The sequence below is a fragment of the Paenibacillus sp. 276b genome (assembly GCF_900107875.1).
Lineage (GTDB): Bacteria > Bacillota > Bacilli > Paenibacillales > Paenibacillaceae > Paenibacillus > Paenibacillus marchantiae.
Genome location: NZ_FNRR01000007.1, coordinates 260,227 through 284,189 on the forward strand (window position 1 = coordinate 260,227; position 23,963 = coordinate 284,189).

Below are 23,963 nucleotides of genomic sequence, written 5' to 3' on the forward strand. Positions count from 1 at the left end.
ACGATTACTCCCTCTCTTGTTCAAAATGTAATAATCCCTTTTCTATCAACAACCATACCTGTGCAAATTCCGCATCAATTGTAGGGTTCTGCCATTCATAGGCATGTGCCGGATGATGAAAACGGGCTGTAGCTTGAAGGATCGCCGTTGCAACCACGTCTGGGTTGTTAAATTGGAACTGGTTCTCCTGTTGGATGATCTCACTCAAATGACGTACAAGATGTTGCACATGTTTATTGATAATATCTGCGGATTCCTGAGTTACCCGTGCGTACATCTCAAACAACTCTGCATCGGATTCGGCATAATGACGTTTACGAGCAATTAATGCTTCTATATATACTTTCAGATGACGTGTTCCCTCTCCGTTATAACTCTGATCCTTAGTTATTGCCGTCAAAGGCGCAATAATCTCATCTTCGAGCCATTGTGCGGTCACGCCTTCAAGTAATTCTTTCTTGCTTTTATAGTGCCTGTAAATCGTACCGTGACTAACTCCAAGCAATTTAGCGACATCCGTAACAGATGTTTTGGCAACACCGAAGCGCCGGAGAGTTTCCTGCGTTGCTCCAATAATTTGTTCCTTAGTTAAAAATTCAGAAGTTTTGTCCTTTTCCATAATGATTAAGATGGTTACACCATCCTCAAGTCACCTCCGTTGAAATTAGATTAACACAGAGAATAACAAATGACAAATATTTATTTTTGTCATTTGTTATTCTCTTGAAGATTTATATGTAAGAGCGTAAAGAAAAAAAGAGCCCATTTAATATGGCCCTTATCCAATGTTTAATGTTATTCATTTTCTAGAAAACGAATTTAAACAGTACGAAGATTACCGCAAGTATCCCACCGAGAATTAACCAGTTGCTGATTTCCCACCAAATGCTTTTCCCTCCGGCTAAAAGCTGTTGTTCATTTTCTTCATGGCGCTGTTTGTGTGTATGTGACTCTGAGGCATGGGGCGGCTTGCTAAAGTCCATCATATACATTCCCCTTTCCAGCAGCTTTAATCTTATGGTTCCATTATAACCCATAAATGAGCAGAAATTTATTAATTCTCAAAAAAGATGCTATTTCCATACAACAGTAGAGGAAGCGTGTCATTAATCCATTGTTCCATAGGCACGTTCCGACCCTGCAGGTTCCATTGATAAGCCGTGCCATACATCCCCCAGCTTAACAGAACTGCTGCTGTCTCTTTACGAGAGATCTGCCCCGGTGTGGAGGTTTTCTGACGATTCAACAGTTGCAAAATAATAATCTGGATTTTTTCTCTAATTTGAAGTTCCAGTACGGTTCCCAGTGACCTGTAACTTCGTTCGCAGCGAGTACTGACTTCAGCATGAAATTCACCCAGGGCTGTTAATATTTTTCTCAAAACTTCTTCATTAAATGTATCACCCTGATCCATTCGATCATTCAATTTCTCCATGAATGAATACGTAACGGTCGAATCCAGAATGGCAAATTTATCGGTGAAGTGTGCATAAAATGTGGCTCGATTCACCGTAGCTTTTTCGGTAATATCCCCCACGGTCAGAGAATCAAAGTCCTGATGCTGCAATAGGGATAGGAACGCATCCTGCAGGAGCTGACGTGTCCGGATGACACGAGGATCCTGGTTATTTTTGATCGTCATTCGAACGTCTCCTCGCCTTTTGCATAATGTTCGCAACAAAAATATAGGAACTGTTGTCTACGCAACGATTCTGCTTTTTGCTGATTGTAAGCCTGATTGGATTAGTATAGCATGCTTAACAACAAGCGTTGTTTACATTACTTTAGTTGTCTAGTCTACTATTTACAATCTAAGAATGAAAAGGAGAAACATGATATGAAAACCATCGTCATTGTTGGCGCAGGCCCCGGACTCGGGATGGCTATAGGACAGAAATTTGGACAAAACGGATTTCAAGTAGCTCTGGTATCACGACACCAAGACAAACTCGATAACCTGGCAGCCCAGTTAAAATCAGAAGGTATTGAAGCATCCGGCTTCGCAGCCGATCTATATAACCCGGAACAATTAACACAAGCTTTTGACCAAATCAAAGAGAAGTACGGTTTTATTGATGTGCTCGAATTCAGTCCTACTGTTGGACAGTTCCCTCCTACACCTGCCATGAATGTTACTGCGGATAATGCATTGGATCAGTTCCAGGGTCTGGTACTTGGTGCAATTCATAGTGTGCAACAGGTATTACAGCTATGCTGGAACGTCAGACTGGAGCGATTCTGTTCACCACTGGGCTTTCCGCTATATATCCAATTCCGATGATGGGTAACGTGGGGATTGCTTTGGGCGGATTACGAAACTATGCCAACAATCTGCATACGGACCTCGCTCCGAAAGGCATTTATGTGGGTCACCTCTCCTTGGGTGTATTCATCAAGCCGGATACACCAACAGACCCTAAATACATTGCTGACGCTTGGTATGATATGTATGTGGAGAAAGATAAAGCTGAGCAAACATTCCCGGTTGGTGTTACTCCAGAAACGATTGTCTGGTAACTGGAGATTTTCAAAAGATAGTTTTGCGTTGTTATATATAAAACCACCCTTTTCACTTAAAAAGTGAGGAGGGTGGTTTTGGTAATCACATAATGACTAACACAAGTTATACGCATGGATGTGAGGCTTAACAACTATTACTTCAGGCACTTACTTCAGGCACTTACTTCAAGCTCTCTCATTTAGCAGACAATTCTTCTTCCGTGACCCATTTATGATTCTTCACCGGATCTCCGCCTGTGGTCGGGGTATAATCAACCATATATACCGTCGTTTGCTCAGCGGAGTCAATCGTTGCCTTAGCACCTTTCATTCCTGGCATGTGGTCAGCGTTCAGCACAACCTCTGCTCCTGCTGCATACGGTTGATCCGTATGGTCCTGAATTTCCTCTTGAATGACCCATTTATGATTTTTCACAGTGTCTCCCCCTGTAGTTGGTGTATACGAGACTGTATACGCTGTTGTCTCATAGGCTCCCACAATTGTTGCTTCTGCACGCTTCATTCCGGCCATATGGTCCGTACTCAACACGACATGGCTGCCCACTGGATATGTAGGATTTTTCTTTTCCTGAAGTCCTTCCGGTAATTCTCCCGAATCCGAGTGGTGCATCTCTCCTGTGCTCGCTGCATGACTGTCACTACTGCTATTATCCTGCTCAACATTCTTGCCACATCCACTTAACATCAGACTGCCCGTGATCACCGTAGTCAGCAATATCATTGCATACTTTTTCATGAGTTGCACTCCTTTGAACTTTCGATTTCTACACCTATAATATACCCCATATGGGTATATTTCAATCGTAATTGATTTCTTTATCTATTATTGGTTATCGCTGCAGAATTAAAGAGCATATCAAAAAAAACCTCCGATTTCTCGGAGGCCTTCAGTTTTTAGAAATTATTTTAAATACATGCTTCAGACTTTAACAATGAAGTCCAAAACGAAACCGTTCGATCGACTCGGCTCAACAATTAGGCTAGTCCCACGGTAACATTGACGTTCCCTTTGATTCCTTTGGAATATGGGCAGTAGTCATGCGCAAGTTTGACAAATTTCTGTGCTGTCTCCTCATCCAGACCCTCAATTTTAACTTCAAGTTCCACTTCCAGTTTCACACCATTATCCGTAGGGTCTGTCACAAGCATAACCGTAGCCGATACTGTGCTTCTCTCAATTTCAACTTTGTGTTTCTTCAACTGAAACTCCAGCGCTGAATTAAAGCAAGCACTGTAGCCTGCTGCAAACAATTGCTCTGGATTCGTAGCTGTCGTCACTTTACCTCCCAGTTCAGGTGGGGCAGCTACATCGAGCATAAATACGTTATCTGGCGATTGCACAATCCCTTGACGTCCACCTGTATTGATAACTGTGGTTTCATATAATGTTTTCATGAGTATTGGCTCCTCTGTAATTTAGATTTTATTTTGTAAAGATGATGTCTCTTTTGTTTTGCTAACAATTAGATTGTACACAATTTAATTGTGTTTGTAAATCATTATTATAAAATTAAAAACAACCATTCCCTCTTGTAATAGCAGGAAATGGTTGCTCCGTAATTGATAAATATCTATCACTGATCCAAAAGTTGAATCTACCTAATATAGTTTAGCTTTTACATTTTCTTCTCAAAGCCCTCCATCGGTGCAAGTGAATTCTGGTAGTCAGTCCCTTCCTGACTGTCGGTAGTAAAGTGCATGACCTCCCGAAACGAACCTTCCAGATAAGTCTGCATCGCCAATGGAATGCGCAACTCATCCATATCCGACGGGGATATTTGGTAACGAATGCTGCCAAGGTCACCTGCTTTCACCTTCTGTACCCATTTTGGCTCACGAATCAATTCCCGTCCGAGTGCAGCCAAAGTTGCCCCGGCGTTGATGACCTCTTCCGCGTCTTCCGGCCGCTCAATCGATCCGATGCCAATCAGAGGTTTTTTGTGATCCAAAACTCGGACGAATTTAGTCAAGATTGGCTCTTTATCATGTGGGTGGTTTAAAGATGTTCGTTTGTAACTTCCCATCGACAGATGAATGTAATCAACCCGAGTGTCTGTCAGCGCCTGGGCAAACGCCAAGGAGTCTTCGAGCTGAATGCCCGGCATATGAATTTCTTCCGGTGAAATCCGGTAACCGAGGATAAAGGGTTTATCCGCATGAGCATCGATCACCGATGCAACCTCCTGAATGACTGCCAGCGGAAATCGCATACGATTTTCAAAACTGCCACCCCACTGATCGGACCGTTGATTGGAATTGACGGAGAAAAATTGCTGCAACAGATATGTGTTGGCCCCGTGAAGCTCTACCCCGTCAAAACCAGCTTGAATGGCTCGTAAGGTTGCTCTGCCGAAGTCCTTAATAATGTTTTCGATTTCCTCAGGAGTCAATTCACGCGGCGTCTCCGAGCCGATTGGATGAGCGGCAGCGATTGCACTCGCACTGGTGGGTTGTACACCTCTTAGCGTTTTGGAGTTCGTTTTGCGCCCTGCATGAAAGATTTGCACAATGGCTTTCGTTCCGTCTTTCTGAATGGCTCTTGCAATTTTGGACAGTCCTTTGATTGTAGAATCACTTGCGATGGAGAGCTCACCTTCGAAGCCTTTTCCCCCATCGGTTACGTACGCAACACCTGTAATGATCATTCCAGGGCCTCCAGCCCGTTCGGCATAATAATCGACTTCATCATTGGTGATGGAACCATCGAAGAAACTGGACATTGTTGTCATTGGCGCCATGACCACTCTATTTTTCAACGTAAAACCATTCGCAAATGTATAAGGCTGCAAGAAATTACGATTACTATTTTCCATATATATTCTCTCCTTTTATTAGGCGTGTCCACCCTTGTCTCTGTTTCATGAGTTATTGTATAGTAGGGTGAAAAAAGAGTATAGTATGCACTTAAAAGGTAGATACTAACTAAAAGGAGAGTGGAATATGGAAATTGCTGAGGAAGTAAACGTTAAACCATTTTCACATGCCATGTCGTTGATCGGTGGAAAATGGAAAATGCATATCTTATTTTGGTTATGGAAAAAAGAAACATTGCGATATGGAGAACTGAAAAGAGCTTTGGATGGAATTACGCATAAAATGCTAAGCTCTCAACTGAAGGAACTAGAAGCCGACCAATTAATTATCCGTACAGAGTACCCACAATTACCACCAAAAGTAGAATACTCTTTGTCTCGTGAAGGATTAACGCTGATGCCTGTGCTGGAGATTCTCTGCGATTGGGGTAGACAGAATCTTGCTGATTTGCAGAAGAATTAGTCAAACGTAGCGCAGCGAAGGATATAGCTTTTTCTTTTAATTTTCATCCCCCAATTGTCCCCCCAAGACTTCATCATGACTTGTTCTAAAACTAGACAAAAGAAAAAAGCCCTTGCTGCGCAAGGACTTTTTGTTATGATCTGTAGTGGGCTCGAACCACTGACCCCTACCCTGTCAAGATAGTGCTCTCCCAGCTGAGCTAACAGATCATGATATCTGATTGTTTTCCAATCAAGTAACAGTATCATACCAAGTAACCGTGTTCATTGTCAATTGTTATATTGGTAATATTTTATTCGAATTGGTGCACAATAAAGGAATGATTACCATTTTGATGACGAGGTGACTTCCATATGAGGAACATGAAAGAACGTAAGCTGCGTTTATTTATCATAGCCAAAAACTTAGCCTGTTTGATTGCGCTTGTTGCATTAATATACGTTTCTGTCGGTTGTAGTTTGGAACGAGATGAACATACAGTACAATTCCAACAGTTAAAAGAGCCCCATGAGGTGAATGATGATCTGCCCGTTTGGCTGGATGTGTATTCCAAGTCTGTTGTGCATGACGTTTACTCCCCACAAGGCAATGTTGAAGTCTTACCCTGAGGAACATCAAATTGCATTTCACTCGTCTTCGTCCCACTTTTTGGAGTACGCCTTCTTAGTCACATAATACAACAAAGCAATCATTCCTGCCGCCATCAAAAGGGTGATTGCCATCACTCCTGCCATACCCACGGTGCGCCCCTCCTCTCCCAGTATGTTCCAGTCTTAACTATACAGGAAAAGCATTTTTTTGTATAATTCAGTCTGATAGCGTAGAGCAGAAAGAAGGTATGGAATTGGCAGCTGAGATTAGTTATGTAACGACTGAAGAACAACTCCAGGAAGCATTGGATATTCGCAATCATGTTTTTGTCATCGAGCAGCAGGTGCCTGCTGACATTGAGATCGATCAATATGATATCATCAGTCCTGATGTGCATCACGTATTGTTGAGTAAAGATGGACAGGCTGTAGCCACAGGGCGTCTGATCTATTACACCAAGGATACCGCCAAAATGCAGCGTATCGCTGTACTCAAATCTCATCGTTCGTTCGGTTACGGACGTGTGCTTCTGTTAGCCATGGAAGAACGAGCACGCGAATTGGGATTGGCCTACTCTGTTTTGGACGCACAATGCCAGGCGCAGAAGTTCTATGAGAAGCTCGGATATGAAGTGATCTCGGAAGAGCCTTTTTATGATGCAGATATTCTGCACGTTCGTATGCAAAAGAGCCTGTAAATAACCTCAGCGTGCGATATGAAGCTATGTTGTGCATACTTTTTTTTGATCCGGACAGGCTAAAGAGGTAACCAGATTCCTATTTGGTCAGATAAGGAGAGTGTGACATCATGGATCAAACGACACGCGAAAGCTTCACAGCAGTACAAAAAAATGGTGACGGCGATCTGACGGCGTTTCAAACTTCATCCGGACGTGTGCTGGATTACCAACAAGCACTGGCAGAAGTAAAAGCAGGATCAATTGCAGGTGTGAATGTCTTTAAAGGCAAAGACGGCGAAATGTACATTCGCGGTGACGCAGACGGCGACCCAACCAATAACCTTGATCAACTTCCTATCTTCTAATAGATGTATGCTGATTAACATGGCGCCAATCCGGCATTCCGGGTTGGCGTTTTTTACGTTTTAATATTCGGTAAAATATTTCACGGCATCGCCAGCAGGCTGGCTTTTGCGAATGGGCTGTGATTCCTGCTCCCATGCTTGCAGAATTAGTATGCCTTCCAGCGTAGACTTGTTCTCCCACACAATATGCTGCCTGCGCTCAAGCTCCAGCAGTGACTCATGAATGAACGCCTTGGTTCTGCCCGTCTTATTCTCCAGCTCATCCATTCGTGGTACTCGACGACGCTGCCCCGCATAATTAACAATAATACGCAAAATTTTGCGTTCAAAATCATTCAGCATATTTCTTCCTTCCCTTCCTTATGGAGTACGGGACGCCATGCAAGAATACCTTGTTCAAGAAATGTTCGGGGTGCCCCTTCTTTCCCTGCGGATGCTCTAATCTTACCTTCCCGTACACTGTTGATTCGAATCTGCCGCTGTGTAATATGCCCTGCACGATCCATGTAGACGAGCTCCACCATCTGACCAATATATTTCCCTAGCATAATCATCCCTCCAATAAGAACATGTGTTTGTTTTATTATTATATGCGAACATAAGTTCTTTATTCAACAACTAAAAAAAGGATTTTTTTGAAATAAAAAAACCAGACTCACTCCCTCTCATAGGGAAGTCTGGTTCCTATCCTGCCTTGCTATGCAGTGCATGTTCAGTTCAACGTCGATCCGATTCCGTGAATTGTACTTTTTTCAGCTGCTGGGTAGACGGATTAAAATCAACATTCACAAATACAGCAAATTGTTTACCGTCTTTGTTACGTACCCATAACTTGAACTGTTCACGGGATTGGTCTGCTGTTAGTGAGGTGCGACCGATGTGTTTGTAATCCAAAATATCCACGTTGTACTTGGTTTGTGTTTCTTTCACTGCAATGATTCCCCACTTCGCATAATCCGGAATTGCAGTTGCTGAACTTGTTGCTAGTCCACTTAAACTTAGTATCACCGTCATCAGGGCTACGATGAGCATTCTCATATCATTCACTCCTCGGGACAATGTTTACGTTAGCCTGCCCTGTAGAAGTTTATTTTACACCAGTAGACGAAGGATAAACGTAATCGGTTGCTGGAGCGATTGAATCGTACTGATCGCCATCTTATACCGTTCGATTGGTGATTTGAAGCTTATCCCCCAGTCACCCTCCAATAAAAGATTACGCGGTGGTGGATCTTCCGGCTTTTCCAAACCGTACTTTTCTATAAGCGCATCTCGTGTTTGTTGATCCAGCTCACTTGGATAATCTGCGTATGCTGCCGTAACATCGCTACATCCAAAAACGACAAGCAGCAGGACACCCCATCCTACCATAATCCAACTTTTGCGCACTCTCAGTTTCTCCTTCATTTAAATCAGATAATGACAACCATACTTAACTTCATTTGTCCTGATTGTACATAAATAATACGGGATTGGAAATAACAAATGTAGACTTAACTACATACGCCTTAAGCCTCAATTGCAAAATTATGGGTTTAGCGTATTCGATAAACGTGTAATAGGCCATGACAACATCACTTCATTATTCTGAGCAATCATTTCGAGGAGGTTACACCGAATGTTCAAACGTATGGATGAAATCGCAATTGAAATCCCCAATGTCGAGAGACCGGACCCGAATGCAGCGGCAGCGATACAAGAATTGCTGGGTGGTAAATTCGGAGAGATGTCAACGTTGAACAATTACCTCTATCAATCCTTTAATTTTCGCTCTAAAGAAAAATTGAAACCCTTCTACGATCTGGTGATGAGTATCACCGCCGAAGAATTGGGTCATGTAGAGCTTGTGTCCCATGGCATTAACAAATGCCTCAGAGGTTCCACTGAGTACAAAGAGCCTGACGATATACCACTTGGTTCCGTGAAGGATGCGCGTCTGTCCTATCATTTCCTGGCTGGCGCACAGGGAGCAATGCCTTTCGACTCCATGGGCAATCCATGGACAGGCGCCCATGTTTTTAACAGTGGAAATCTGGTCGAAGATCTGCTGCATAACTTTTTTCTTGAATGCGGAGCACGTACACATAAAATGAAAGTTTATGAAATGACCGATCACCCCGCAGCCCGGGCAGTTGTTGGCTATTTGCTGGTACGCGGTGGCGTGCATGTGGTCGCTTATGCTAAAGCGCTTGAAATCGCAACCGGAGTGAATGTAACCAAATTGGTGCCGATTCCATCCTTGAGCAACAAATCCTTTAACGAGGCTTGGAAATACGAAGAAAAGGGCCTACACACTAAGCTGTATACCTATAGTGATAAAGACTTTACTGCAATCAGTCAGATCTGGAAAGGAACACACCCCGAAGATGGACAACCGCTGGAAGTCATTCAAGGCGTACCTGAAGGGTATCCGATTCCTGAAGCTCCTGCGGTGGAAGAAGAATTCGCACCAGGTATTTCGCAGGAAGACTTCCAGGAAATTGCACGTCGTCTGAAGATGGCGGGAAATATTGCGGATTAAGAAAGCTTTGTTGTAGTGGATGTATTAGTTGTTGTTGATATGGCATGAAAATGGATTAAGCCCTCGGATCTTGCTGCTTCAGTGGCAGGATCGAGGGCTATTATTGATATATTAAAACATGGATTTAATGCTGTTGATGAACTTTTGCCCTGTGTTTGGCTCTGTCAATGCAATGTCCCACATCACTATATTGGTCACCGGATTTGAACCATCGGTTATTACTTTTATAGTCAGTTCATTAACTCCCTTTAACGGAGTTTGAAAAGAGTCAGGATGGTTCTCCCCGCTGTTTGCTGATACAACCAAGGAATAAATTTCTGTGCCATCGGCGATAAAGCTTATTGTAATAAGCTCATGGCTTGTTCTTCGGACAACATCGTCCGGTATAGCGAAATAACCTTTCATATTTTTGTATTTTTTATTTAAGAGATATGAAAACTCATTCGTTTTTTGTTTTTCTCTACTGTACAGATTGATTTGAGGCTCGACATTTGTTTGGCCTACTGTAAAACTGGAGAGTTCTTCATCCCATACTACAGCCCCATCGCTCGAAACAAGTTCATTCAGTGCAACACTTTTTCCGTCAACGTTATCTAAATAATGATTGAGGCCGCCAACAACAGTGATCGTACCTATTGAAAAAATAATCGCTGTCAGGAAGATTCGAATAAGTCCTTTTAATGTATTCCGATGATGCTTTACTATCCGCTGTGCTCCATATCCAACGGCAGCCCCTAAAGTATTAATCAGGATATCGTCTATATCAAACGCACCTAAACGGGAAATCATTTGCAATGTCTCTAACATCGTAATGCAGAGAATGAATATGCTGATAAAGCGAATAAACCCACAGCGAAAGAGGAGCGGAATGACCATCCCGAAGGGGATGAATGCTACAAAGTTCCCCATTTCAAAAAACCATATCTTAAAATCTCTCCCCATTGGAAAATGTAAAGGAATTCCTTCAGGGGTGAAGCTGTATCGCCAGCCCTGATCAGGACTGGCCGAGCTTCTATCGAAGCCCAGGAATAAGAAATACAATGTTAAACAAGTATACAACGATAACAATACAATGATGAATTTTCTTGACTTTCCTTGATACAAAATCAAAATCACACCTTCTTTTTTCAATAAACTTCTACATCATCAAATCATTCCTACACTACAATCTGCAGGACTCACGTTGCTCCTTGATTTCTTGGTAACCCTGAAAGGTTGTGCCGTTCAAGGTTGTTTGCACTGCTGCTTCGTATGAACTTTTCTGAATCACAAAATTAAATTGCTTGTTATTGTATTTTATTCAATAGGGGTACTATAATCTCATCCAATTCCTCAAGCATCTCACTTTTTGTAGGATTTTTCAAAATTCTTTCCAAATCAACCTTCAATACTATTAGATATCGTGAAGGCAATCTACTGATTAAACCACTGAGCATAAAATATTCCCACTGTGGATCTTTTGTTTTAAATACATTTTGAATGTGAGGAATAAGTTCTTCTCCAAATCTTAAAAGTAAATCTTCTACGGATCTGGCAATGGGCCAATTCCCATCTTGCAACCACTCCATAAGCTCAGGAATAATATCTCTCAACTCTTCATTACTTAGTTCACTTAACTTACGCACCGCTTCAAAATCAGACTTGTCGCGGGGAACCCATTCTCTAACATTCAGACCTATCTCCTCTTTTCATCCAACATTGAAATCCTACATCCTTACTCCTGCTCCCCTACTGGCTCAATGTCTTCTACTTTTACTTCTATTGGATCCTGAATATCCGTCGTTGATATTGCATCTCGCATACGAATGGTCCATATTCCTATATCCTTATCGAAATCAACATTCTCAATTACAGGAATACGTACTTGCTCTCCGTCTGATGAGTACAGTCCACCCCGAATCGCATCTGCCTCACTTAGGTGAGCACCGTCTGGAGTGGCCGGACAGGATACAGCAATCGTTTCCGCTCTGGCCTGACCGGGATAGGGCTGATTTTCCGGGCTGCCATCCGTCCAGATCTCAACATAGGAGCCGATCTGTGGATCAGGCGCATTGGAGAACCATTTTGCCGGATAATACCGACTTTCTCCTTCGTTCGCACCGAAGTCTTCATATGCAGGATCAACCACTAGAATGGAATTGCCTTCGCGGTCAACCACATAACCAGTGAATCCATTATCACTTGGGGGATTCGCTTGAGTTTGCACAGAATTACAATCGATATGTCCTGAACATCCAGTAAGGCATACGATCAGGATTGAGAGCGATATCAGAACTCGACGAAGATGGGACATATGTAAATCCCCCTTTATTAACACCTATTTCTACCTTCAACGTTCAATATATGCTGATTGTTGCATGCAAACATACGTTTATCATAATCATGCGGGCAACAAAATCACTTCTTCCCGTATTGCTTATACCAGTACCTCCCCCATACAATTAATTCCACACATAACAAGAGAGCACAGTATGCCCAGGTAAAAAACAAAGCCAGTCCCAATCCAATGTTGGCATCCAGCCGCTCTACACCCCACTCTGTATACATCGCAAAGCCCAAAGGTACAGTCCCCACAACAAATAATCCGATCAATAATCCTCCCCAACGTCTGAAGACGGACTTGGCTCCTTCCTTCGAATTCTTTCTAATACCTTGCACCAAGATGGTTAGAATCAAAATCAATATCAGCCAAGTCATGAGAATTTCCAGCATAATGTTCATAACGTTCGCCTCCTCCACTTAGAATCGTTTTATTTTTGTACAAAGGATTTCCGCCTGTTTGTCCATTGTACTGCCAACCCGCTTTCGATAAACTGATCACAATCGAACAAAATTGATAATGATTATCATTATCCAATAAGTAACCTATGCGGGAGGAACCATAACGATGAACGCAACACGTAAGCTCGGTACCCTTATACTCATGATTACCCTGATTGGTGCACTGCTATCTGCCTGTGGCAGCAAAGCAGAACCACCCACTACGACCGCTGAAGCAGAATCAGGTGAATCGACCACCTCAACTCGAGCGCAGTCCGAACAAAGTGAAACCAAGAGTTACACCGACTCCCTGGGCCACACGGTAGAGATTCCGGTCAACGCGAAACGTATTATTTTCACAGGCAGTGATCTGGGAGATTTGCTTGCCCTGGATGTTAAACCAGTAGGTGCAGCCCTAGGCATCATTGGTGATCAGATCGCTTATCCCGAATTGCTGGATGGGATTGAAGATGTAGGCGACTTGCAAGGCGATCTGGAGAAAATCACTTCATTAAGTCCTGATCTGATCCTGCTGGATGCTGGCGGCAGTTATTATGAAGAGAACCAATATACTTTGTTATCGAAGATTGCTCCGACAGTAACCTATGACCGTCTATCAACCAATGAACGTGTGAAAGTCTTCGGTGACATTCTAGGGAAAGAGCAAGCAGCCGAGGAATGGATTAAAACCTATGCAGAGCAATCCGAGCAAGTACGAAATCAGCTTGATTTGCCCACAGGTGTAACCGCATCCGTCTTTCTCCAGCTTGGCAAAGATATGTACGTGATGGGCAACAGCGCACTTGCCGAAACTGTGTATGATACATTGCAATTCACCCCTGCTCCCAAAGTTAAAGAATCCTTGATTGATAAAAATGAACGTTTTGCCAACATCTCCAGCGAGCTGCTGCCGGAATATGCAGGTGAATACTTGTTTGTCCTCACGGATCTATCAGAGGAAGAGCGAAATAACAGTGACTCCATCATGACGACCGACATCTGGAAGTCCATCCCGGCTGTTAAAAACAATAAAGTCTACTATCTTAATACCAAGTGGAACTTTGATGATCCGATTACCAAAGAACGACTGATGGACGAACTGCCTTCCATACTAGGAAAATAACACATCAATTCACGAAGCGTTAGGATCTTCAGGATAAACCATTTTGCTAGAGAAGCATTATCTGTAGGGCTACTGCCCTCCACTCATGACCGGTGCAGTTCCTGACACACAGGAGCCTCCGGTTATTTGCCATTGAAAAAAAGTGCTCCTTTATATACAATCAACTATAATTGATAACTATTCTCAATAAATATGCTATGAAAAGAGGATTCCGTGTTGAGACGACCTACCCAGAATACTCCGGATCTTCTGTCCCTATCCTATGCCAACTCGCGATCCCATTTGCTCAGCAAACTGCTGACACCGAGCATCTCCTCCGTTCTTGAAAAGCATTCCCTGCTCTCGTTTACTTCGGGAAAAGGAACTTTATATGTACAGGACATCCCTGTACCCGTCAAAAAAGGAACCACCATGCTCCTGCATCCCCAGAGTCAGATTCAATTAACCGGTGATGGACAGTTAGACGGAATCTATATCTCTTTTGACGTGTTTGCCAGAGGTAGCAAGGAACCGGCATCTGCCTTGGACCGTCTTTTTCCTTACGGACAGCCTATACCTATTCGTCCGTTCTCTCAATATGTTCATTTGCTTGAACAACATGTTGGATTTGGGGAAAACGCATCAGATGAGATGCAACAGTTCAGACAACAGATTATTTTACAGGAAATGATCGTGCTTCTGCTGGAAAATGCTCAAACTGTTCGCAAAAGTACTCATCCAGACGAATCGGTGCGCGCCACCATTCAATACATTGGGCGGCATTACACAGAATCAATTACAGTTGAACAGCTTGCAACTCAGGCCAGTATGGGACGCTCACAATATAGTTCACGATTCCAGAGCATAACGGGGTATAAGCCGCTGGACTATATTACCCGGTTACGAATCGAACAGGCCAAGACCCTGCTGATGCGCACAGATGATCCTTTACGTGAGATCGCTCGCAGCGTAGGGTTCAGCGATGAGTACTATTTCAATCGGCGATTCAGCCAGATGACGGGGTTTTCACCCAAACAATATGTTCGTCAGCATCGAAGCGACAGGAATTTCTTATCCACTTGGAACGTATCCCGAACTTCACCTGACTCTGACTCGGAAAACATATCGTCCGCTTCCCCCTCACTGGCACCATCCGACTCAGAGAATGCACCTAATGCAACTAATGCACTTGTTTCATCCTTTCCATCAATTCTACCCGTTGCTGTTAACCCTGTGCAGTCTAAACCGACAACACACTCTCCCAAAATTGTCACGATGGGCAGTATGGTCGGACACATGCTGACACTGGGAATTCGGCCCGTTGGCGCAGAACTCACCATTATCCGTCATCAAGTCGTATACAGGAACCAACTGCAGCACATTGAAGATGTGGGTGTAATCAACAATACTTCCGCTATCGCAGGTCTGGCACCTGACCTTATTGTCTATGAGCACCGTTCGGACGCGATGAGAGAATTGCTTGAGCAGGTGGCGCCCACACTGACCATCAATCCGGCAAGCAATACCGCCGAGCAACTGCGCAGTATTGCCAAACATGTGGGTGAAGAACAGAAAGCGGAACAGTGGATTGCCCACTATGAAGAAAAACACGAACATATGTGGAGACGCCTGGGCGGAAGTACAGGCACGGGAGAAACAGCAAGCGTGCTGCTTGAGCTGGATGGAGAGTGGTATGTGATGGGGGTTCAGGGGTTCCCACTGACACTCTATCATCCCCTTGGGTTCAGCCCTCCCGATACCGTGGCTTCCCTGATGAAGAACGATGTTCGTTTTCTCAAAATTCAGAAGCATGAAGTGGCCGACTATGCAGGTGACCGCCTGTTCGTATTAACCTCCAGCAACCGTCGTCATGACGCCCATCTGCGACAACTTCTCAATCAGACCAGCTGGGACGAGCTACCCGCCTCTGTTCGTGCACACACGTATACCACTAATGCCAAATGGAACTTCGATGACCCGATCACAAGAGATCGTTTGCTCAAAGTCATGCCACGTATTTTAAACCATCCGCTGACTTAGTTTGCGTGATTCACTTCTCTTGCCATCTGGCACAACGTGATATTAAAAAGTAGAAAAGACGCCTTCGCTTACTCAGGATCATGAGTAGACGAAGGCGTTATTTTTTTACTCCTTATACAGCTCTCTTATAATACGTTCACAAACTCTCTGTTACGTTCAGGCACCGAACTGTGCATAATGCAGACGACTGTATACTCCACCTGCTTCAAGCAATTCTTCGTGTCTGCCCTGCTCAGTAATTCCTTGCTCGGCAACAACAATAATGCGATCCGCATTTTTGATCGTAGCCAATCTGTGGGCAATAACCAGGGTAGTCCGTCCTTCGGACAATTCCGCAAGGGATTGCTGGATCGCTGCTTCTGTCTCAGTATCCAATGCAGATGTAGCTTCGTCCAAAATTAGAATCGGAGGATTCTTCAGGAACATACGTGCAATGGACAAACGCTGTTTCTGTCCGCCGGACAGCTTCACACCGCGTTCACCAATTAACGTGTCCATTCCTTCCGGCATGGAAGTGATCAGTGTTTCCATCTGTGCACGACGAGCTGCCATCCAGATTTCTTCTTCTGTTGCATCCAGCTTGCCATACGCAATATTCTCACGAACGGTTCCATCGAACAGGAACACGTCCTGCTGAACAATTCCGATCTGACTGCGCAATGAATCCAGCGTCATGTCTTGAATCTCCTGACCATCGATCGTGATGCGACCTTCCAGCACATCATAGAAACGAGGCAGCAGACTGCACAGCGTTGTTTTCCCTGCACCCGATGGTCCAACAAGGGCCACTGTTTCACCAGCGTGAATATTCAGATCAATCCCTTTAAGAACAGGCTCCTGATCCGAATAGCCAAAGGTCACCTGCTCATATCGGATATCTCCACGCAGATGAGATACCGTAGTGGCACCCGGTCGATCTTCAACGTCCGGCTCCATATCGAGCAATTCCGTATAACGTTTGAAACCCGCAATCCCTTTTGGATACGTCTCAATAACGGAGTTGATCTTCTGAATGGGTGTAAGAAACACATTGGACAGCATAATAAATGCAATAAATTGACCATAGCTCATACTGCCTTGAATGACAAACCATGTGCCGCATACCAGTACAAAGAGGGATACCAGCTTCATCAGCATGTAACTGATGGAAGAGTTCCAGGCCATGATTCTGTACGCGATCAGTTTGGTCTGACGGAAACGGCTGTTGTTTACAGCGAATTGTGCTTTTTCATGCTCTTCATTCGCAAAAGCCTGAACCACGCGAATACCACTTACATTGTTTTCTACACGTGCGTTGAAATCCGCTATATCCCCGAACATTCGGCTAAATGCCTTGGACATCTTGCTGCCAAAATACAAGGAAAGATAAATAATGAGCGGCACGATAATAAATGTTAACACGGCCAGATTTCCGTTAATGCTCATCATGATGCTGAATGCACCGATCAACGTCATTACTGCGATAAATACATCCTCCGGACCATGATGGGCAATCTCGCCGATATCCATCAGGTCATTGGTCATACGAGAGACCAGGTGTCCGGTTTTGGTATTGTCAAAGAAACGGAATGATAACTTCTGTACATGATTGAAAAGTGCCTTACGCATATCGGTCTCGATATTAATACCAAGCTTATGTCCCCAGTATGTAACAACAAAGTTGAGGAACGAGTTTAATAGATAGATCGCGAGCAGCGCAAGACATGCCCATAATATCCAGTCCCAGCGTCCCCCTGGCAAAAGGTCATCCACGACTCTATTGACTGCCAGCGGGAAGGCCAGTTCTAGCAGAGCTACGAAAATCGCGCAGCTAAAGTCCAGAATGAACAGCTTTTTGTAAGGCCTGTAATAGGCAAAGAAACGGCGAAGCATGGACTGAAGTCCTCCTTATAGCAACCATACAACATGATTGCTTTCTATTTCGTTTTGCTCAAGAGATACAGGAAGTACGGGGCACCAATGATGGCAACCAGAATACCTGCCGGAATCTCTGAAGGCTGCAAGATTACGCGTCCCAGCGTATCTGCAACAAGCACAAGCAATGATCCGACCAGTGCGGATGCAGGCAAAAGGAACTGATGTTTTGGTCCCACGAGACGACGTGCCAAATGTGGACCAATCAGACCCACAAAACCAATGCCGCCACTGACGGATACGCATGATCCGGCCAGTCCCACGGCTGCAGCCAGCAGGATCAGTCTTTCGCGTTCCACCGGAGCGCCGAGACCACTTGCTGTTTGGTCGCCAAGGTTCAGTACATTGAGCACACGGGCTTTATACAGAACAAGCGGCACAAGGACAATGAGAAACGGCAGCAACGCTGTTACGAATTTCCAGTTGGAACCCCAGATGCTACCTGCCATCCAGGTGGCCACAAATTGATACTTCTCCGGGCTAAGCCGAAGTGTTAGTACAATCATGGCTGAGCTGATTCCTGCCGCTACACCTATCCCTGTAAGCAACATGCGCGTAGGCATGAGACCTTCTCCCTTTTTGTAAGAGAGCACATAAATCAGAAATGCAGCAAAAGTTGCACCGATCAGGGCCAGGATTGGCAGCAAAAATACCGGAGCCGCCGTTGTTGTCGGGAAGAAGGAAACAAACAACATAACAACCAATCCGGCACCAGCATTGATACCGAGAATCCCTGGATCAGCCAGAGGATTTCGGGATACCCCCTGCAGAATACAACCGGATAGCGCAAGTCCCGCACCGACCAGAACCGAAATGACGATACGCGGCAAACGGAATTCAAACAAGATCAGTTCCTGCTTAGCTGTCCCACCGCCAAACAGGGTCCGCATCACCTCAAGTGGAGAAAGCCGAGTGAACCCTGTATTCATACTGATAATAAAAGCTGTAATAATCAACGCACCAAGCACAATCATGACAATGGTGCTTTTTGTTCTCTTTTTGCGTTCTGCTCCAACCAAAGTTGAGGATTCCATCGTTACAGAGTCCTCCTTTCTTTACGCGCCAGATAGAGGAAGAAAGGTACCCCAATTAGGGCAACCAAGGCGCCAATTGGCGTCTCATATGGCGGGTTAATCATACGTGCAGCCAGATCCGCGAATACGAGCAGCAGACTGCCCATCACTGCGGAACATGGAATAATCCAGCGATAATCGACCCCAACTAATTTACGTGTGAGATGGGGAATGATGAGCCCTACAAAACCAACAGCACCCACCACGGATACGGCCGTACCTGCGAGGATTAGTACAACAATCAGACCAACCAGCTTGATCAGGCCAGTACGTTGACCCAACCCAACGGCGATATCTTCTCCCAAGCTAAGCAGCGTAATGGAACGGGAGATAATAATCCCTGCAATAAGCGCAGCTAAAACCCAAGGGAACATGACTTCCAACTGGGACCACTTCGTCCCGGCGACACCGCCAGCTGTCCAGAAAGCAAGGTCTTGTCCAATTTTGAAATACAGTGCAATCCCTTCACTGAGTGCTGAAAGCATCGCAGACACTGCCGCCCCCGCCAGAACCAGCCGGAGAGGTGTAAGTCCAGATTTGGACGCTGCACCGAAACCATAGACCAACAGAACCCCAAGTCCTGCACCAACGAAGGAGTACAGAATGATATACATATATGGCATGCCTGGGAAAAAGGCAAAGCAGACAGCGAGCGCAAATCCTGCGCCAGCATTCAATCCGAGCAAACCGGAATCTGCCAGCGGGTTACGGGTCATCCCCTGCATAATGGCACCGGCTACTGCGAAGCAGGCACCCACCATTGCTCCGCCAAGAATACGCGGTAACCGAATCTCCCATATAATCTGATGCGGAGTCAGTTCAGGATTAAAGTTAAAGATTGCCTCCCATACAACGCCCAGCTTGATATCTGCAGCCCCAAACGAAATGGACAGCGCCATACCCAGCGCGAGCAGCAGAATCCCCCCTGTCAGGATCAATGTGGCAGCCCAGGGACGAGTGTGTATTTTGGCTGTCGGTGATTCCGTAGGTTGACTTGCCGGTGAAACTTTCGAACTCATATGTCCCCACCCTTGTTATGAGTGATGTAGACAGATCCTATGTACATAACAATCACCTCTCTATTAATACATAACTGATATTGATTCTCATTCCCATAGATCATTGTATGTCAACTAGCTGTCTCTGGCAATGGACAAATGGGACAAGTTTATTGCATAAATGAATTTTTGTACTAAAAAAAGCTGCATGGAGTATAAGAACTCCAATGCAGCACCTTGGTTTTACATATGATTTAACGACTATGCACAGCAGTCAATGCTGCCAGCACATCCGGCACATCTGTAATAAGTCCCTTCACACCCATATCGATCAATTCCTGCATTTCGGCAGGATCATTCACCGTGAACGGGTGTGTTGCAATTCCCTGAGCCAACGCAGCAGCAACTTCTTCTCGTGTTACAGCAACCTTGTAGGGATGCAGAGCAGAAGCTTCCAGTTTGGCAGCATAATCATATGGGCGGTACAGCTTTTCCATATATAAAATTGCTGTGCGAATTTCCGGGGCAAGACGTTTGCACCTCACTAACGAGGCATGATTGAAGCTGGATAGAATGACCTGTTGTTCCATGCCCCAATTCCGAATCGCTTGTATCAACTTTTCTTCCATTCCCTTATAACTAATAACACCATTTTTCAATTCCAGGTTAAGTAGAATGTCTTTCCCCCGAACCAAATCAAATAATTCATCCAAAGATGGAATACGTTCTCCAGCAAAATCGGCATGGAACCAAGCACCTGCGTCAAGAGTACGTAATTCTTCAACTGATTTATCCTTGACCCAGCCTTCTGCTCCGGCAGTACGACTTAACGTCTCATCATGTATCAATACCAGGCTACCATCACTGGAAAGCTGGACATCCGTTTCAATGCCTGTCGCTCCAAGCTGCAAGCTGCGTTCAAACGCCACCATCGTATTCTCGGGGCATACGGCAGATGCTCCCCTATGGGCGATATTTTCAATTCTTTTCATTCCAGCGCCTCCTGAGTTCAACATTAACTCTATGATTCTCACTATAAACGCAGTTTGTCATACCTGTATTAACAGAGCGTTTAATTGTATGCTCCGTCCGCGTATAGGGCAACATCTTGGAGGGCTGGGGATTCACTCATTTTGTGAACTCAATCTGTAAAGCAGACATAATATAGTATCAGTCATAGACAACTGCACTCCGCTGTAAGGAGGTCGCCCATTGAAACCCCTAACGAAGAACAGAACTGTATCTCCCAAATCTTCCTCCAAAAAAGCTCCCTTGCCCAGAATTTCTGCCAAAAGCAGATCCGGCAAACCCAGCAGTAAAACTAGAACGCCCCCCAGACCACGCCAATACATGAAAAAGGCATCCGTTCGAGGGCTGTCTGTTCCCGACAAAACAAGTAATCAATCATCCGTTCTGGATGAACAGAGTCAACTGGATAAGTTGGCTTTTATCGCTGCCATCCTTGCTCTTATTGCAGCCGCAATTGGACTATACATTGCATGGAGAACACTCAGTTTGCCGGGTGATACTGAGGTAACGGTCTAACTCCCCTTGCCCACTCTGTCTCTCTTTTCTATAGAGGCGGAGTTCTTTTTTTTGCAGACAGAAAAAAACCGTTCCCCTGAGACGCCGACCGTACGGCGTCTCTTTGGAAAGGCCATTTCTTCATCGGGCGTTGCCCCGGCGATTATGTCACCGTCCCGGAATGGCTGCTCGAATTACAGAACGAATGTACGAGAGATGATAACGAGTAGGATGAACAACACCAGAATCGCGCCTGTTGATGTCCATGCTCCACCACCAAAGCCGCCGTATCCGTAACCGTATCCTGTGCCTTTGATTTCGCTCATGAGTGACACTCCCCTCTTTTAAGAAAGTACACTATAGACTATGTTTGGGGAGGGAACTTGCTTGGGCACATCGGAAAGTTTTCCGCTGGAGCGGGTAGTTATTTATCCTGAAGCTGTGACCACTTCTGGGTCAACTGTGCCGGAATATAGGATGACATCCGATTCAATAGTTCAGCCGGATCAGATTCCAGACTCCATAGACTGAGATGTGATGTATTGGAAAATCCTTCATGCACGCTATGCTCAACCATTTTCATCAACGGCTCGTAATATCCGTTTACATTTAACAAACCAACGGGTTTACGATGAATGCCAATTTGTGCCCAGCAAAGAACCTCAAATAGTTCTTCAAATGTACCCATACCACCAGGGAGAGCCACAAATCCGTCGGACAGCTCGGCCATCGTTGCCTTGCGTTCATGCATCGTTCCCACTTCAATCAGCTGCGTAAGACCTCCATGTACGACCTCTCCCCGGAACAAGCCAGTCGGCATGACACCAATTACTTCTCCACCCTGCTCCAGAGCAGCATCCGCGACTGCACCCATTAATCCCATACATGACCCCCCATAGACGAGTGCGTACCCGCTATCGGCGATCTGTTTACCCAATTTAATAGCCTGCTGTGTGTAATCGGGGTGATTTCCCGGGTTGGAGCCTGCAAAAACACATATACGTTTCAATGGGTTTCACTCCTTCTCATGATCTATTTCATTAGTGTATAACATGAATGTAAATACTATGTTACATCACTCATCATACTCAAGTGAATAAAAAAACACCCGACCGTTTGCAGCCGGTCGGGTTCCCATAATTAGTACACATCATTTAGAAGGGGTTGTTACTGTTTACTATAAAGGCCAAACATTAAATCCATATGATCTTTGCATGAAATGAATATTAAATATCAACCGACTTATCGTATTCCACGCCGTGAGCGCACCACAAACATATGCTTGTCCTTACGAAGAATCCGGCCGTCTGCAAGCTCAACCTGATCATCATCATGACGTATAATCGTTGTGGATAATGCTACAATTTTGGCCCGACGCCAAATCATAACCTGTGATTTGAAATAGATGGCATTTTCAAATTGTACGGCCTTTTTCATCACATATCCAACCTTATGCACCTCGGATCGCGCTTTTTTCAAGGGAAGGCTCTCTTCAGGCAGAGGCCGGATCATTGCGATATTGTCGAACGATACCTTGATCCGCTTGGGTCCGATTCGTACACAATCCGCTTCTTCATCCCACTCGACCAGTGTTCCTTTCAGTGGCTCTCGTATGCCGGTTGCACGATATACGGCTACTTTCCGTCCTACCCAATGTCGCAATGCCATCGCCCCCCGTTTGTCTAGTTTTCCGGTATCGTCCAATCAATCGGTTCAATACCTTTGGAGGTCAAAAATTCATTGGCTTTGGAAAAAGGACGACTGCCCAGGAAGCCACGATGTGCTGCAAGCGGACTTGGATGCGTAGACTCCAACACCAGATGTTTATCCCGGTTAATGAATGCCCCTTTCTTCTGGGCATGACTGCCCCAAAGCATAAATACCATCGGTTCTGAACGTTCATTCAATGCCCGGATGACAGCGTCTGTAAACGTCTGCCATCCCAGTCCCTGATGGGAGTTCGGCTGCCCTTCCCGTACCGTCAGAACCGCATTAAGCAGCAGCACGCCCTGCTCTGCCCAATGAACCAGCGATCCGTGATTCGGAATCGGCAGACCCAGATCCGCGTGAAGCTCCTTATATATATTTTTCAAAGAAGGAGGAACGCGCACCCCCGGTCTGACTGAGAAACTTAATCCCTGAGCCTGACCCGCTCCGTGATAAGGGTCCTGACCGATAATAACGGCTTTGACCTTATGATACGGGGTCAGTTTAAGAGCCGAGAACAAATCTTCCTTGGGTGGAAAGATGGTCTGTGTTTTATACTCGGCGGCGAGTGCATAACGAATGTTGTTGAAATACTCGGCTTCAGTCTCTTCCTGAAGTACAGAGTCCCAATCATTTCCAAACATATGTAAAGGCTCCTTTCCCTGATGAATACATATCCGTGCAGTCCACATAACGAACTGCCACCTGCGTGAGCCGTATCCTACGACTCATAGACTATCCACCATTTTAACATAACCGGGGACAGCAGACCAGAAGTGTACATCAGGGGATAGGGTTGCCTCTATAACTAACGTTACTTCAGACCGAGCATGGAATATCTATCGTTGTAAATTGATGCGCTCTGAATCTGTACAACAGAGTTAAAGCAATCC

General features: G+C 45.0%; 32 protein-coding genes and 1 tRNA gene. 10 read left to right on the top strand and 23 right to left on the bottom strand.

The features are described from left to right. Positions 1-4 precede the first annotated feature (4 nt). The 3 genes from BLV50_RS26715 to BLV50_RS26725 all read right to left on the bottom strand — a co-directional run bounded on the left by BLV50_RS26715 (position 5) and on the right by BLV50_RS26725 (position 1,642). A complete protein-coding gene (locus tag BLV50_RS26715) occupies positions 5-619 on the bottom strand; it encodes a TetR/AcrR family transcriptional regulator (protein ID WP_090810781.1) in 615 nt (204 codons plus the stop codon). A 187-nt stretch (positions 620-806) separates the two neighbouring features. Beyond that, positions 807-983 carry a hypothetical protein gene (locus tag BLV50_RS26720; RefSeq protein ID WP_175383128.1) on the bottom strand — a complete coding sequence of 59 codons (177 nt, stop codon included), beginning with the start codon at positions 981-983 and terminating at the stop codon, positions 807-809. A gap of 71 nt (positions 984-1,054) precedes the next feature. Then, on the bottom strand, positions 1,055-1,642 hold the full coding sequence (locus BLV50_RS26725; protein WP_090810783.1) for a TetR/AcrR family transcriptional regulator: 588 nt from the start codon (positions 1,640-1,642) through the stop codon (positions 1,055-1,057). 195 nt (positions 1,643-1,837) lie between these two features. On the opposite strand from BLV50_RS26725, the gene BLV50_RS26730 reads away from it, so the two are divergent. Together BLV50_RS26730 and BLV50_RS33605 are read left to right on the top strand one after the other, a co-directional pair. Further along, complete coding sequence (locus BLV50_RS26730) at positions 1,838-2,281, top strand: SDR family NAD(P)-dependent oxidoreductase (RefSeq protein ID WP_256338054.1); 444 nt, start codon at positions 1,838-1,840, stop codon at positions 2,279-2,281. Next, positions 2,281-2,517, top strand: a complete 237-nt coding sequence (locus BLV50_RS33605) for a dehydrogenase (RefSeq protein WP_256338057.1) — start codon at positions 2,281-2,283, stop codon at positions 2,515-2,517. Before BLV50_RS26730 ends, BLV50_RS33605 begins: the two co-directional genes overlap by 1 nt. A 178-nt stretch (positions 2,518-2,695) precedes the next feature. Here BLV50_RS33605 and BLV50_RS26735 read toward each other — a convergent pair whose 3' ends face one another. From BLV50_RS26735 to BLV50_RS26745, 3 genes are all read right to left on the bottom strand, one after another. Further along, positions 2,696-3,256, bottom strand: a complete 561-nt coding sequence (locus BLV50_RS26735) for a YdhK family protein (RefSeq protein WP_090810786.1) — start codon at positions 3,254-3,256, stop codon at positions 2,696-2,698. Positions 3,257-3,495: 239 nt separating this feature from the next. Beyond that, positions 3,496-3,915 carry an organic hydroperoxide resistance protein gene (locus BLV50_RS26740; RefSeq protein WP_064636540.1) on the bottom strand — a complete coding sequence of 140 codons (420 nt, stop codon included), beginning with the start codon at positions 3,913-3,915 and terminating at the stop codon, positions 3,496-3,498. 221 nt (positions 3,916-4,136) lie between these two features. After that, entirely contained in the window at positions 4,137-5,333 is a 1,197-nt protein-coding gene (locus BLV50_RS26745; RefSeq protein ID WP_072735373.1) for an NADH-dependent flavin oxidoreductase, read from the bottom strand. A 127-nt stretch (positions 5,334-5,460) separates the two neighbouring features. On the opposite strand from BLV50_RS26745, the gene BLV50_RS26750 reads away from it, so the two are divergent. Continuing rightward, a complete protein-coding gene (locus tag BLV50_RS26750) occupies positions 5,461-5,796 on the top strand; it encodes a winged helix-turn-helix transcriptional regulator (protein ID WP_063565556.1) in 336 nt (111 codons plus the stop codon). A 136-nt stretch (positions 5,797-5,932) separates the two neighbouring features. Here the strand turns inward: BLV50_RS26750 and BLV50_RS26755 are convergent. Next, positions 5,933-6,005: transfer RNA gene (locus BLV50_RS26755), tRNA-Val, on the bottom strand. Between the two features lie 144 nt (positions 6,006-6,149). Here BLV50_RS26755 and BLV50_RS26760 point away from each other — a divergent pair. The 3 genes from BLV50_RS26760 (at position 6,150) to BLV50_RS26770 (ending at position 7,431) form a co-directional block, all read left to right on the top strand. After that, positions 6,150-6,404, top strand: a complete 255-nt coding sequence (locus tag BLV50_RS26760) for a hypothetical protein (protein ID WP_063565554.1) — start codon at positions 6,150-6,152, stop codon at positions 6,402-6,404. A gap of 236 nt (positions 6,405-6,640) precedes the next feature. Continuing rightward, complete coding sequence (locus tag BLV50_RS26765; protein WP_063565750.1) at positions 6,641-7,084, top strand: GNAT family N-acetyltransferase; 444 nt, start codon at positions 6,641-6,643, stop codon at positions 7,082-7,084. Between the two features lie 110 nt (positions 7,085-7,194). Next, positions 7,195-7,431 carry a DUF3892 domain-containing protein gene (locus BLV50_RS26770; RefSeq protein WP_063565553.1) on the top strand — a complete coding sequence of 79 codons (237 nt, stop codon included), beginning with the start codon at positions 7,195-7,197 and terminating at the stop codon, positions 7,429-7,431. Positions 7,432-7,491: 60 nt separating this feature from the next. On the opposite strand, the gene BLV50_RS26775 is transcribed toward BLV50_RS26770, so the two are convergent. The 4 genes from BLV50_RS26775 to BLV50_RS26790 form a co-directional block, all read right to left on the bottom strand. Continuing rightward, positions 7,492-7,773 (bottom strand): hypothetical protein, encoded by a 282-nt coding sequence (locus tag BLV50_RS26775; RefSeq protein WP_063565552.1) that lies wholly within the window; start codon positions 7,771-7,773, stop codon positions 7,492-7,494. After that, positions 7,767-7,979 carry a hypothetical protein gene (locus BLV50_RS26780; protein ID WP_064636528.1) on the bottom strand — a complete coding sequence of 71 codons (213 nt, stop codon included), beginning with the start codon at positions 7,977-7,979 and terminating at the stop codon, positions 7,767-7,769. The genes BLV50_RS26775 and BLV50_RS26780 overlap by 7 nt, the downstream gene beginning before the upstream one ends. A 169-nt stretch (positions 7,980-8,148) precedes the next feature. Then, positions 8,149-8,469 (bottom strand): DUF3889 domain-containing protein, encoded by a 321-nt coding sequence (locus BLV50_RS26785; RefSeq protein WP_064636525.1) that lies wholly within the window; start codon positions 8,467-8,469, stop codon positions 8,149-8,151. Between the two features lie 54 nt (positions 8,470-8,523). Beyond that, positions 8,524-8,838, bottom strand: coding sequence for a hypothetical protein (locus BLV50_RS26790; protein ID WP_218135430.1), 315 nt, complete (start codon positions 8,836-8,838; stop codon positions 8,524-8,526). Between the two features lie 211 nt (positions 8,839-9,049). Between BLV50_RS26790 and BLV50_RS26795 the strand changes: the two genes are divergently transcribed. Then, entirely contained in the window at positions 9,050-9,952 is a 903-nt protein-coding gene (locus tag BLV50_RS26795) for a manganese catalase family protein (RefSeq protein ID WP_090810790.1), read from the top strand. 111 nt (positions 9,953-10,063) lie between these two features. Here the strand turns inward: BLV50_RS26795 and BLV50_RS26800 are convergent, their stop codons facing one another. From BLV50_RS26800 to BLV50_RS26815, 4 genes are all read right to left on the bottom strand, one after another. Beyond that, positions 10,064-11,083, bottom strand: a complete 1,020-nt coding sequence (locus BLV50_RS26800) for a VanZ family protein (protein WP_256338055.1) — start codon at positions 11,081-11,083, stop codon at positions 10,064-10,066. Between the two features lie 155 nt (positions 11,084-11,238). Next, the gene (locus tag BLV50_RS26805) at positions 11,239-11,631 is read right to left on the bottom strand and encodes a DUF5071 domain-containing protein (protein WP_090810792.1); all 393 of its coding nucleotides are present in this window, start codon (positions 11,629-11,631) and stop codon (positions 11,239-11,241) included. Positions 11,632-11,666: 35 nt separating this feature from the next. Continuing rightward, the gene (locus BLV50_RS26810) at positions 11,667-12,245 is read right to left on the bottom strand and encodes a DUF3221 domain-containing protein (RefSeq protein WP_064636518.1); all 579 of its coding nucleotides are present in this window, start codon (positions 12,243-12,245) and stop codon (positions 11,667-11,669) included. Positions 12,246-12,349: 104 nt separating this feature from the next. Next, positions 12,350-12,673, bottom strand: coding sequence for a hypothetical protein (locus BLV50_RS26815; RefSeq protein WP_256338056.1), 324 nt, complete (start codon positions 12,671-12,673; stop codon positions 12,350-12,352). 166 nt (positions 12,674-12,839) lie between these two features. Between BLV50_RS26815 and BLV50_RS26820 the strand changes: the two genes are divergently transcribed. Together BLV50_RS26820 and BLV50_RS26825 are read left to right on the top strand one after the other, a co-directional pair. Further along, entirely contained in the window at positions 12,840-13,835 is a 996-nt protein-coding gene (locus BLV50_RS26820) for an ABC transporter substrate-binding protein (RefSeq protein WP_072735378.1), read from the top strand. Between the two features lie 216 nt (positions 13,836-14,051). After that, positions 14,052-15,854 (top strand): AraC family transcriptional regulator, encoded by a 1,803-nt coding sequence (locus BLV50_RS26825; RefSeq protein ID WP_090810794.1) that lies wholly within the window; start codon positions 14,052-14,054, stop codon positions 15,852-15,854. A 156-nt stretch (positions 15,855-16,010) separates the two neighbouring features. On the opposite strand, the gene BLV50_RS26830 is transcribed toward BLV50_RS26825, so the two are convergent. From BLV50_RS26830 to BLV50_RS26845, 4 genes are all read right to left on the bottom strand, one after another. Then, positions 16,011-17,726, bottom strand: a complete 1,716-nt coding sequence (locus BLV50_RS26830) for an ABC transporter ATP-binding protein (protein WP_063565539.1) — start codon at positions 17,724-17,726, stop codon at positions 16,011-16,013. 44 nt (positions 17,727-17,770) lie between these two features. Continuing rightward, positions 17,771-18,802, bottom strand: a complete 1,032-nt coding sequence (locus BLV50_RS26835) for a FecCD family ABC transporter permease (RefSeq protein WP_024631187.1) — start codon at positions 18,800-18,802, stop codon at positions 17,771-17,773. A 2-nt stretch (positions 18,803-18,804) separates the two neighbouring features. Then, on the bottom strand, positions 18,805-19,860 hold the full coding sequence (locus BLV50_RS26840; protein ID WP_063565538.1) for a FecCD family ABC transporter permease: 1,056 nt from the start codon (positions 19,858-19,860) through the stop codon (positions 18,805-18,807). 233 nt (positions 19,861-20,093) lie between these two features. Then, positions 20,094-20,831, bottom strand: a complete 738-nt coding sequence (locus BLV50_RS26845) for a glycerophosphodiester phosphodiesterase (protein WP_063565537.1) — start codon at positions 20,829-20,831, stop codon at positions 20,094-20,096. A 358-nt stretch (positions 20,832-21,189) separates the two neighbouring features. Between BLV50_RS26845 and BLV50_RS33195 the strand changes: the two genes are divergently transcribed. Further along, positions 21,190-21,384, top strand: a complete 195-nt coding sequence (locus BLV50_RS33195; RefSeq protein ID WP_072735381.1) for a hypothetical protein — start codon at positions 21,190-21,192, stop codon at positions 21,382-21,384. Between the two features lie 173 nt (positions 21,385-21,557). Here BLV50_RS33195 and BLV50_RS33200 read toward each other — a convergent pair whose 3' ends face one another. From BLV50_RS33200 to ung, 4 genes are all read right to left on the bottom strand, one after another. Further along, positions 21,558-21,689, bottom strand: a complete 132-nt coding sequence (locus BLV50_RS33200; RefSeq protein ID WP_211754062.1) for a YjcZ family sporulation protein — start codon at positions 21,687-21,689, stop codon at positions 21,558-21,560. Between the two features lie 98 nt (positions 21,690-21,787). Further along, entirely contained in the window at positions 21,788-22,372 is a 585-nt protein-coding gene (locus BLV50_RS26855; RefSeq protein WP_072735382.1) for an LOG family protein, read from the bottom strand. Positions 22,373-22,605: 233 nt separating this feature from the next. Then, positions 22,606-23,031, bottom strand: a complete 426-nt coding sequence (locus tag BLV50_RS26860; protein ID WP_125477324.1) for a hypothetical protein — start codon at positions 23,029-23,031, stop codon at positions 22,606-22,608. Between the two features lie 14 nt (positions 23,032-23,045). Next, the gene (gene ung / locus BLV50_RS26865; RefSeq protein WP_063565748.1) at positions 23,046-23,714 is read right to left on the bottom strand and encodes a uracil-DNA glycosylase; all 669 of its coding nucleotides are present in this window, start codon (positions 23,712-23,714) and stop codon (positions 23,046-23,048) included. Positions 23,715-23,963 lie beyond the last annotated feature (249 nt).

Excerpts from the sequence above, each read along its gene's own strand:
- BLV50_RS26715 (WP_090810781.1), bottom strand. The coding sequence starts at position 619 with ATGGAAAAGGACAAAACTTCTGAATTTTTAACTAAGGAACAAATTATT.
- BLV50_RS26720 (WP_175383128.1), bottom strand. The coding sequence starts at position 983 with ATGGACTTTAGCAAGCCGCCCCATGCCTCAGAGTCACATACACACAAA.
- BLV50_RS26725 (WP_090810783.1), bottom strand. The coding sequence starts at position 1,642 with ATGACGATCAAAAATAACCAGGATCCTCGTGTCATCCGGACACGTCAG.
- BLV50_RS26730 (WP_256338054.1), top strand. The coding sequence starts at position 1,838 with ATGAAAACCATCGTCATTGTTGGCGCAGGCCCCGGACTCGGGATGGCT.
- BLV50_RS33605 (WP_256338057.1), top strand. The coding sequence starts at position 2,281 with ATGGGTAACGTGGGGATTGCTTTGGGCGGATTACGAAACTATGCCAAC.
- BLV50_RS26735 (WP_090810786.1), bottom strand. The coding sequence starts at position 3,256 with ATGAAAAAGTATGCAATGATATTGCTGACTACGGTGATCACGGGCAGT.
- BLV50_RS26740 (WP_064636540.1), bottom strand. The coding sequence starts at position 3,915 with ATGAAAACATTATATGAAACCACAGTTATCAATACAGGTGGACGTCAA.
- BLV50_RS26745 (WP_072735373.1), bottom strand. The coding sequence starts at position 5,333 with ATGGAAAATAGTAATCGTAATTTCTTGCAGCCTTATACATTTGCGAAT.
- BLV50_RS26750 (WP_063565556.1), top strand. The coding sequence starts at position 5,461 with ATGGAAATTGCTGAGGAAGTAAACGTTAAACCATTTTCACATGCCATG.
- BLV50_RS26760 (WP_063565554.1), top strand. The coding sequence starts at position 6,150 with ATGAGGAACATGAAAGAACGTAAGCTGCGTTTATTTATCATAGCCAAA.
- BLV50_RS26770 (WP_063565553.1), top strand. The coding sequence starts at position 7,195 with ATGGATCAAACGACACGCGAAAGCTTCACAGCAGTACAAAAAAATGGT.
- BLV50_RS26775 (WP_063565552.1), bottom strand. The coding sequence starts at position 7,773 with ATGCTGAATGATTTTGAACGCAAAATTTTGCGTATTATTGTTAATTAT.
- BLV50_RS26780 (WP_064636528.1), bottom strand. The coding sequence starts at position 7,979 with ATGCTAGGGAAATATATTGGTCAGATGGTGGAGCTCGTCTACATGGAT.
- BLV50_RS26785 (WP_064636525.1), bottom strand. The coding sequence starts at position 8,469 with ATGAGAATGCTCATCGTAGCCCTGATGACGGTGATACTAAGTTTAAGT.
- BLV50_RS26790 (WP_218135430.1), bottom strand. The coding sequence starts at position 8,838 with ATGAAGGAGAAACTGAGAGTGCGCAAAAGTTGGATTATGGTAGGATGG.
- BLV50_RS26795 (WP_090810790.1), top strand. The coding sequence starts at position 9,050 with ATGTTCAAACGTATGGATGAAATCGCAATTGAAATCCCCAATGTCGAG.
- BLV50_RS26810 (WP_064636518.1), bottom strand. The coding sequence starts at position 12,245 with ATGTCCCATCTTCGTCGAGTTCTGATATCGCTCTCAATCCTGATCGTA.
- BLV50_RS26815 (WP_256338056.1), bottom strand. The coding sequence starts at position 12,673 with ATGAACATTATGCTGGAAATTCTCATGACTTGGCTGATATTGATTTTG.
- BLV50_RS26820 (WP_072735378.1), top strand. The coding sequence starts at position 12,840 with ATGAACGCAACACGTAAGCTCGGTACCCTTATACTCATGATTACCCTG.
- BLV50_RS26830 (WP_063565539.1), bottom strand. The coding sequence starts at position 17,726 with ATGCTTCGCCGTTTCTTTGCCTATTACAGGCCTTACAAAAAGCTGTTC.
- BLV50_RS26835 (WP_024631187.1), bottom strand. The coding sequence starts at position 18,802 with ATGGAATCCTCAACTTTGGTTGGAGCAGAACGCAAAAAGAGAACAAAA.
- BLV50_RS26840 (WP_063565538.1), bottom strand. The coding sequence starts at position 19,860 with ATGAGTTCGAAAGTTTCACCGGCAAGTCAACCTACGGAATCACCGACA.
- BLV50_RS26845 (WP_063565537.1), bottom strand. The coding sequence starts at position 20,831 with ATGAAAAGAATTGAAAATATCGCCCATAGGGGAGCATCTGCCGTATGC.
- BLV50_RS33195 (WP_072735381.1), top strand. The coding sequence starts at position 21,190 with ATGAAAAAGGCATCCGTTCGAGGGCTGTCTGTTCCCGACAAAACAAGT.
- BLV50_RS33200 (WP_211754062.1), bottom strand. The coding sequence starts at position 21,689 with ATGAGCGAAATCAAAGGCACAGGATACGGTTACGGATACGGCGGCTTT.
- BLV50_RS26860 (WP_125477324.1), bottom strand. The coding sequence starts at position 23,031 with ATGGCATTGCGACATTGGGTAGGACGGAAAGTAGCCGTATATCGTGCA.
- ung (WP_063565748.1), bottom strand. The coding sequence starts at position 23,714 with ATGTTTGGAAATGATTGGGACTCTGTACTTCAGGAAGAGACTGAAGCC.